We start from the raw sequence: 4,887 nt of genomic DNA, 5'->3' as shown, positions 1-4,887 counted from the left end.
CAGCCAGGCGCCGTGCGCGGCGGCCAGGTCGACGAAGCGCTGGTCGTCCGGGTCCTTGCAGGTGAAGGGGGCCTTGGCCGCCGGCTCGGCGATGCGCGCATGGCAGTCGAAGCGCGCCAGCACCGCCTCGGCGCTGAGCGCGTGGTGCGCCAGGCGCGGCGCGATCTGCGGGTAGGCCAGCACCCGGGCCAGCTCGCCGCGCATCTCGGCGGTGGCGATCCAGCGCAGCGCCCCCGCTTCCAGCGCAGCGCGCAAACCGGCCGCCGCCTCGTCGGCGAAGACGAAGAGGTCGAGCACGATGTTGGTGTCGAGGACGACGGCGGGCGCGTGCGTCACGGCTTCTCGCGCGCCGAGCCGGCCACCATGTCGAAGCGCAGCAGGCGGCATTCGATCGGGCCGTTCCACATCGGCACGCGGCGCGATTCCTTCAGGCGCATGCGCTGCGGCAGCTTCATGTCGGGCGTGAGCACCCAGGCGGTCCAGCCGGCGTAGTGCTTCTTCCAGTGGGCGGCGAGGCGGGCGAAGAACTCGCCGCCGTCGTCCCCGGTCTGCGCCGTCTCGCGCGCGCCGCGGCCCGCGCCGGCGAAGCCGCCGGGCGCGATGCGCTCGCCGTAGGGCGGGTTCAGCAGCATCACGCCGGGCCGCTCCGAGGGCGGCATGCGCTGCAGCGCGTCGCCGCCGCGCAACTGCACGCGGCCGGCCACGCCCGCGCGCTCGGCGTTGCGCTGCGCGAAGTCGACCATGCGGTGCGAGACGTCGCTGCCGAAGATGAGTACCTCGCGCACCGCCGCCGCAGTGGCCGCGGCCTGCGCCTCGGCCCGCAGGGCGGCCCACGGCTCGGCCCGGTGCGGCAGCAGGCGCTCGAAGCCGAAGCGGCGCTGGCCGCCGGCGGGCAGGCCGGCGGCGATCTGCGCGGCCTCGATGGGCAGCGTGCCGCTGCCGCAGCAAGGGTCGTACAGGGGCAGGTCGGCCACGGCGCCGGTCTCCGGGTCCCACCAGCCGCTGGCGGCGAGCATGGCGGCGGCCAGCGTCTCCTTGAGCGGCGCATCGCCCTTGTCGGTGCGCCAGCCGCGCTTGAACAGGGCCTCGCCGCTGGTGTCGATCGACAGGCTCAGCCGGTCGGCCGCGAGGTGCGCGAACACGCGCACGTCGGGGCTGCGCGTCTCGATGCTGGGCCGCACGCCGCCGGCCCGGGCGCGGAAGCGGTCGGCGACCGCGTCCTTGATGCGCAGGGTGGCGAAGTTCAGGCTCTTGAGCGGGCTGCCGGCGGCGGTGGTCTCGACCTTGAAGGTCTGGCGCGGGGTGAACCAGGCCTCCCAGGCGACCGCGCCGGCGGCCGCGTACAGGTCGTCCTCGCTGCGGTAGGGGGCGTGCGCCAACTCCACCAGCACGCGCTGCGCGAGGCGGCTCTTGAGGTTGAGCGCCAGCACGTCGCGCCAGGCGGCGTGCACGCGCACGCCGGCGCGCAGCACCTGCAGGTCGGCGCCGGCGCGGCCGGTGATGGCATGCACCTCCTGCGCGAGGAAGTCCTCCACGCCGGCGGCGCAGGGCAGGAAAAGGGAAAGGTCGTTCACGAAGCGGCGGCGGTCGGCGGGGTGGCGATTGTCGCCGCGGGCCGGCCGGCGGCCTTCAGGCCGAGCCGACGCGCCAGCTTGTGCAGGTTGCTGGCGTCCAGCCCGAGCGCGCGCGCGGCGGCGGCCCAGTGGCCCTGGTGGGCGGCCAGCGCCTCGTGGATCGCCTGGCGCTGGCAGGCCTCGACCTGCCGGCGCAGGCTGCCGGCGACGGCGGCGGGCGCCAGCGGCGCCGCACCCGGCGGCGCGGGCGGCAGCACCGACGGGTCCAGGTCCAGCAGCTCCGGCGCCAGGGTCACGATGTCGGTACGCGCCGCGCCGCGGCTGACGGCCTTGAGCGCGGCGCGGCTGATCACGTGCTCCAGCTCGCGCACGTTGCCCGGCCAGGGGTAGCTGCGCAGCGCCTCCTCGGCGGCGGCCGACAGCCGCAGGCTGCGCAGCCCCAGCCGCGCGCGGTTGAGTTCGAGGAAACGGCCCGCCAGCAGCAGCACGTCGCTGCCGCGCTCGCGCAGCGGCGGGATGGGGATCGGGTAGACCGACAGGCGGTGGTACAGGTCGGCGCGGAAGGCGCCGTCGCGCACCTGGTCGCGCAGGCTGCGGTTGGTGGCGGCGATCACGCGCACGTCCACCTTGCGCGGCTGGTCGGCGCCCAGGCGCTGGATCTCGCCGTTCTGCAGCGTGCGCAGCAGCTTGGCCTGGATCGCCAGCGGCAGCTCGCCCACCTCGTCGAGGAACAGCGTGCCGCCCTCGGCCGCCTCGAAGCGGCCGGGCCGGTCGCCCACTGCGCCGGAGAAGGCGCCGCGCACGTGGCCGAACAGCTCGCTCTCGGCCAGCGACTCGGGCAGCGCCGCGCAGTTGACGTGCACCATCGGCCCGCGCGCGCGCCGCGACAGGCGGTGCAGCCGGTGCGCGAACAGCTCCTTGCCCACGCCCGTCTCGCCCAGCAGCAGCACGGGCAGCTCGGAGTCGGCCACCACCTGCAGCTCGTGCAGCAGGTGGGCGATGGCCTCGCTCTGGCCGACGATCTCGCCCTCCTCGCGCGAGGCCGCGCCGCCGGCCGCCAGCACGCCGGCCGACTGCTGCGCGGCGGCGCGCAGCGCCAGCTCCAGCCGCGACACGCGCACGGCCGCCTCGACCAGCGGCTGCAGCTGCGCCAGTTCGAGCTGCATGGCCTCGTCGAAGGTGCCCACGGTCAGCGCGTCCAGCGTCAGCACGCCCCAGCGCTGGCCTTCCAGGTCCAGCGCCACGCCCATGCAGTCGTGCACGTGCAGCGGCTCGCCGGCGCGCTCGATCACCAGGCCGTCGTAGGGGTCGGGCAGGCCGCTGTCGTGGTGGAAGCAGGTGACCTCGCGCCGCTGCAGGATGGCCGCCAGCCGCGGGTGCTCCTTGATCGCGAAGCGCCGGCCGAGCGCGTCGCTGGTCAGGCCGTCCACCGCCACGGGGCGCAGCAGCTCGCCCTCGCCGTCCAGCCGCAGCAGGGCCACCGCGCCGCAGCGGAAGTGCAGGCGCAAGGTCTCGACCAGCCGCTGCGAGCGCACGGCCACCGGCAGGTCGGCCGCCAGGTCGGCCAGCAGCAGGGCGTGGACGGGGTTCATGGTGATAAATACCTCTCAGGGTCTTTATGACCTTCTTGAGCAATGGTGATTTTAACCATCACTTTTACAACCCATTGAATGCAAAGGGATTTTTTCTGGCGCGCGCCATGCAAGGAAGAAGGCATCCACACAACCGACCGAGAGAGTTTCATCATGTCCCCGCGACGTCTTCTCCCCATCGCCGTGGCCATCGCCGCATTGGTGTGCGCGACGGCGGTCCCGGCCCAGCAGGCGGGCGCGCCCGCCGCCACCCCGGCGCAGGCCGCGCAGGCCGCCGTCAAGCGCTTCGTGCTGCACACCAACATCGTGGACGGCAAGATGGTCTACGTGGACGACAAGGGCGCCGTCAACCCCACGCTGAACGCGGCGGTGGGCGACACGGTAGAGATCCTGCTCGACAGCGGCGAGGGCGCCGAGCACGACCTGGTCATCACCGAGCTGAACGTGGCCTCGCCCAAGTTCAGCGCGGGCACCGGCCGCCAGAGCGTGCGCTTCCAGGTCACGCAGCCGGGCGAGTTCAGCTACTTCTGCTCGGTGCCCGGCCACCGGCAGATCGGCATGGAGGGCAAGCTGCGCGTGACGGGCGAGGCCGTGGCCGCCAGCCCGGCCCGCGCCTCCACCGACGCGGCCCTGGCGCTGTACACGCCCGCGCCGGTGCCGCAGCGCGGGGCCGACCCGGCGGCGGTGGACGTCTCCGCCGATCCGGCCAAGGTGCCGCCGGCCATCGGCGCGCGCGCGCCGCAGACGCAGAAGGTGCGCCTGGAGACGGTGGAGCTGGCCGGCAAGCTCGACGACGGCACCAGCTTCACCTACTGGACCTTCGATCGCCAGGTGCCCGGCCCGATGCTGCGCGCCCGCGTCGGCGACACCATCGAACTGACGCTGGCCAACGCCAAGGACAGCAAGGCGATCCACTCCATCGACCTGCACGCGGTGACCGGCGGCCACGGCGGCGGCGAGCACACGCAGGTGGCGCCGGGCACCGAGAAGACCATCACCTTCAAGGCGCTCAACCCCGGCCTGTACGTCTACCACTGCGCCACGCCGCTGGTGCCGCAGCACATCGCCGCGGGCATGTACGGAATGATCCTGGTCGAGCCCGAGGCGGGCCTGGCCAAGGTGGACCGCGAGTACTACGTGATGCAGGGCGACATGTACACGCACCGGCCCTTCGGCGCCAAGGTGCACCAGGAGCCCGACCTGGACAAGATGTCCAACGAGCTGCCCGACTACTACGTCTTCAACGGCGCCGTCGGCGCGCTCAGCAAGACGCACAAGCTGCAGGCCAGGGTCGGCGAGACGGTGCGCATCTACTTCGGCGTGGGCGGCCCGAACAAGGTGGCCTCCTTCCACGTCATCGGCGAGATCTTCGACAAGGTCTACAGCGAGGCCTCGCTCACCGGCCTGAAGAACGACGTGCAGACCACGCTGGTCGCACCGGGCGGCGCCACCATCGTCGAGCTCAAGGTCGAGCACCCCGGCAGCTACCTGCTGGTGGACCACGCGCTCTCGCGCACCGCCAAGGGCGCGGTCGGCGTGCTCGAAGTCACCGGCGAGGGCGTGCCCGGCGTCTACAAGCCCCGGAAGCTCTGAGCAGGCCGGCGCCCCACGTACCCACCCCACCAAGGAGACCCCCATGGACTACCTCGACCAATCGCTGGGCCAACTGGCCCGCCGCATCCCGGGCGCGACGCGCCTGTTCGACCAGCACCACCTGGACT

At 73.3% G+C, this 4,887-nt stretch carries 5 protein-coding genes; 1 reads left to right on the top strand and 4 read right to left on the bottom strand.

Translation table 11 applies throughout. From position 1 onward, the window contains the following. The 4 genes from ACIY1X_RS12330 to ACIY1X_RS12315 all read right to left on the bottom strand — a co-directional run. A partial coding sequence (locus ACIY1X_RS12330; protein WP_399680844.1) for a putative toxin-antitoxin system toxin component, PIN family occupies positions 1–336 on the bottom strand: 336 nt, incomplete at its 3' end. After that, entirely contained in the window at positions 333–1,574 is a 1,242-nt protein-coding gene (locus ACIY1X_RS12325; RefSeq protein ID WP_399680842.1) for a class I SAM-dependent RNA methyltransferase, read from the bottom strand. The genes ACIY1X_RS12330 and ACIY1X_RS12325, both read right to left, overlap by 4 nt. Next, positions 1,571–3,166 carry a nitric oxide reductase transcriptional regulator NorR gene (gene norR, locus ACIY1X_RS12320; protein WP_399680840.1) on the bottom strand — a complete coding sequence of 532 codons (1,596 nt, stop codon included), beginning with the start codon at positions 3,164–3,166 and terminating at the stop codon, positions 1,571–1,573. Before norR ends, ACIY1X_RS12325 begins: the two co-directional genes overlap by 4 nt. Next, positions 3,163–3,321 carry a hypothetical protein gene (locus tag ACIY1X_RS12315; protein ID WP_399680839.1) on the bottom strand — a complete coding sequence of 53 codons (159 nt, stop codon included), beginning with the start codon at positions 3,319–3,321 and terminating at the stop codon, positions 3,163–3,165. The genes norR and ACIY1X_RS12315 overlap by 4 nt, the downstream gene beginning before the upstream one ends. Between ACIY1X_RS12315 and nirK the strand changes: the two genes are divergently transcribed. Further along, entirely contained in the window at positions 3,320–4,759 is a 1,440-nt protein-coding gene (gene nirK, locus ACIY1X_RS12310) for a copper-containing nitrite reductase (RefSeq protein WP_225782328.1), read from the top strand. The genes ACIY1X_RS12315 and nirK overlap by 2 nt on opposite strands. The last annotated feature ends 128 nt before the right edge of the window (positions 4,760–4,887 follow it).

It is taken from the genome of Xenophilus sp., assembly GCF_044462705.1.
Taxonomy (GTDB): Bacteria; Pseudomonadota; Gammaproteobacteria; order Burkholderiales; family Burkholderiaceae_C; genus Xenophilus; species Xenophilus azovorans.
Note: the sequence above shows the minus strand (reverse complement) of the source record. Positions and strands in the feature narration are given on the sequence as shown.